Here is a 3,314-nt window from a genome sequence, read left to right as displayed (position 1 = left end):
GCGATGTCTACGACGGGCTACGCCTACGCAAATATGGGAATAAATCGGGGTTATGCAAAGCGCCTGAAACGACCAAAAATCGTAACCCATACTATGGCCAATTTGTACAGTGTGTAAGTACTAATTTTGTTAACTGCAAGTAGAATTATTTACAAAATTTTGCAGATATATTTAAATCCTCTGCTATGTAAAAGATATATCTTCTGGTGATGGAGTGCTGATTTGAAAATCTGAATCGTAAGGCGGGAATTTATGCGAGCCTCTCAAAGGGAGGAGTTTCGCTAACGCAGATTCGTTGATTAGCTCGATTCAAATGAGTGTTGTATCGGTTGAAAAATAATAATATTCTATGTGGATTATCTAAAGATAAATCTTTCTTATTACTATTGTGATTCTGCAATTCATCACTTTGTAAATCTTGACTAGAAAGTGAGTACACATCATTTGCAACAAGCTGATATCCTTGACTAATTAAATAACCAACTAATTTATCAGGCATTACATGAGATGCACCGTAACTTGGTAACAAGTTATGTTCAATTTTATCCTTATCTAAAATATTTAATTGCATAATGCCTATACGACAAAATATATCAAAATCAATCGACTCGACTAAGCCATTTGTAGTAATTTCTATTGAATTTAATTCCATCGCTAGTTGCTCTATACTCGCAAAATTACGCGACCACGGATTGCCAATTAAAAATAACCGTATCGATATTGCCTCTGGCTGCACCTTCACGATATCAAGTAATGTTTTTGTAACCGTATGTGGTTGTAAGTAATCTAATACTCCATGAACCGAAACTAGCCGCAGGCTATTAGGAGCATAAAGTTTTGTCAGTTCTAGTTCTGCTAAATTGCGATCGCAAAAATAATTTAACTGTAGATTTGGGTATTGGCTGCGTAAAGCTAAAAACTTTTCTGGTGGATTAGTAGCAATATCGTAACAATCGATTGTCGGAAGTTGGTAGCGCGTTAAGTCAACTCCCTCAAAACCAAAAAAAACTTCACGTTCGGCAAAACCTGCACCCAAGATAGCTGCACTATCACCCTTACCTGAAAGAATCGTTTCCCAGGTAAGAGGATAAACATTCGGGGTAAGCTCTAAAAGTCTAGCTCGACTAATCTCTAGAATATTGCCACTGCCCTTGTTTTCTAGGAATCTTACTGCCATAAAACCTCGCTATATTATGAAACAACCTTGGGACGACTGATTGGAGTGATATCTTTACCTTCGCCCAAACGGTACACTTCTGTGCGCCCGCCAACATCAATTTCAAAAAACCGATAGCTTGTAGTAAACTGCGCCCACGGTGCCAAAGGATTAATTTTTGGGAGATTGGTTGTTGCTTGGTAAGTAATTTCAAACCCCGCTCCCCCATCTTGCTTGAACATCCGCAAAAAACATTCGTAGTCTCTAGCGTGCCAAAAGTCAGTCGTTCGGCGACGCACCACATCTTGTGAGTCAGAACTCATCGCCCGCGCTGCTGATGCAGACACGATTAATTGCAAATTGTCAGACATTCGCGTCAGGGCAAGTTTCTTGTCTGGGTTTGAGAATATTTCATCAACAATTGGTCTAAGCTCAGGGTGCAAACAAGTTTCGGCAATGTAAAACCCTGAATACTTGCTGATATCATTCTCAAATTCCCGATCAACTAGTCTTTCTGAATCACAACTAACCGACTTTCGTAAGCTTGCAAAAATCAAGTCTTCATATAACTTCTGCTGCGATGCTGGCGTTGCTGCAATAATTTTAAATGCAGACCCACGCATCCCCTGAATTCCAATCAAAGCACAGGTACAGTTGAGGGATGCCGTCCACATTGCTAGAAATTTCCGATAGTTGGTATAAAGCATTAATGCTTCCTGGTAGTCAGGAGCTTTAATTTTGAGTAGATGCTTTACTGGATTGGGTTTAATTTCCCATCCAGGCTTGCATAGTAAAGTCCACAACGTTGAGGAATCTTCAATGGCATCCATGCATTTATCCCCTCAGCAAATTAATGACAATTATTTGTCTGTCCGTTCTTGTCAAACCTCATGCGGGATATCAAATCCTTAAGATGGGCTGGGTCTACACCAAACCTATGAGCAATGTCATACTCCTCATCTTCAGTTGGCGGTGCATTTAGTGTAAGTAAATGCTCCAAAAAAGGTTGCGACCCCCCTAAAGGCAAACCATCATCCGTAAAAGGTAACCTATGTTCGTGCATTGACTGCTCAAATACCGCAGGGCGGGTATTTTGTAGCCACGCTGCAACCTCACCAGGTTTTGGCGGGTCTATCCCCAGTCGATCGCATTCTTCTAATAACTCGTTTGATAATTGTGATTCTACTGCGGAGACGCTGTGCGAACGCACCACCAAATCCTGCAACCACTCCTGTAGTTTTCCTGTCTCTGGCAGTTGCCAACCCAGCGTCTGACAAGCAGCTACAAACTCTTGTCCAATAACAGCTTCCCTATGCAAATTTTTCAGAAATGTAGCATACTCGTCTTCCGATAAGACATTAAGCTGCTGCTGAAAAAACTTTTGAATTTCTCGACTTAAGCGAAATATACGTGATGCCTGAAAATCATTGTCTTTCTTGATACCCTCAATATCACCCAAGCCAAGGGAGAGATTATCTACAAACCAAACCCCTACCTGGCCCACTTCTGGTACTGATAAACCCAAGGATTCACACGCAAATATCAGTTCTATGCCCAAAGAGGTATAACCAGAAAACATTTGCTCCAAACTACCCGGTTGAGGAACCGACTTACCACTTTTTTGAGCTAGGTCAACTAAATCTAAACCCAAATCAACTAAACGCCTTAAAGCTTTCGCCAAAGTGCCACCCAATATCGGCAGTAAATCATCTACCTTTTGCCGCACACCGGGCGCAAGGGTAAAAGATACTCGGTCAGTATCCCCTCCAGAAAAGCGTTCGCGCTGATTTGACACACGTTTTTTGAACTTGGTTTATCGAGATTTCTCTTCAGTTTATAGAAACAACAGGGGTTTTAGTTACAAACCTTAAGTTTTATATCAAAACCTATATCGCTAGAACAAATAAACACCTCACTATCAATAAACCTTGTCATTTTAGTGATGCACTAATTAAAATTAGTGCATCACTAAATATTAAATAATATTAACTTAATGCATCACTAACTCGGCAAATCGGTAAACTTTACCTAAAAACCTGCATTCCGCAGATGTAACTCATATTACTGGTAATTTTGAAAAATCTAGTCCAGAAAATTTTTATTAGTCTAATCTTTTGGGGTTGAATTCACTTTTATTTCCAACAATTAGGGAATCTAC

At 40.0% G+C, this 3,314-nt stretch carries 3 protein-coding genes; all 3 read right to left on the bottom strand.

Features of this window, described 5'->3' with window-relative positions:
* Window positions 1-250: 250 nt before the first annotated feature.
* Genes LC574_RS32385 through LC574_RS32375 form a run of 3 tightly spaced genes read right to left on the bottom strand, consistent with a single transcriptional unit; the run spans window position 251 to window position 2,951 of the window.
* Complete coding sequence (locus LC574_RS32385) at window positions 251-1,177, bottom strand: hypothetical protein (protein WP_229457695.1); 927 nt, start codon at window positions 1,175-1,177, stop codon at window positions 251-253.
* A 14-nt stretch (window positions 1,178-1,191) separates the two neighbouring features.
* The gene (locus LC574_RS32380) at window positions 1,192-1,986 is read right to left on the bottom strand and encodes a hypothetical protein (protein WP_229457694.1); all 795 of its coding nucleotides are present in this window, start codon (window positions 1,984-1,986) and stop codon (window positions 1,192-1,194) included.
* A 20-nt stretch (window positions 1,987-2,006) separates the two neighbouring features.
* Entirely contained in the window at window positions 2,007-2,951 is a 945-nt protein-coding gene (locus tag LC574_RS32375; RefSeq protein WP_229457693.1) for a hypothetical protein, read from the bottom strand.
* Between the last annotated feature and the right edge of the window lie 363 nt (window positions 2,952-3,314).

It is taken from the genome of Nostoc sp. CHAB 5715 (genome assembly GCF_020829685.1).
Classification (GTDB): domain Bacteria; phylum Cyanobacteriota; class Cyanobacteriia; order Cyanobacteriales; family Nostocaceae; genus Nostoc.
Note: the sequence above shows the minus strand (reverse complement) of the source record. Positions and strands in the feature narration are given on the sequence as shown.

Coding starts and splice junctions, on each gene's coding strand:
- LC574_RS32385 (WP_229457695.1), bottom strand. CDS start 1,177: ATGGCAGTAAGATTCCTAGAAAACAAGGGCAGTGGCAATATTCTAGAG.
- LC574_RS32380 (WP_229457694.1), bottom strand. CDS start 1,986: ATGGATGCCATTGAAGATTCCTCAACGTTGTGGACTTTACTATGCAAG.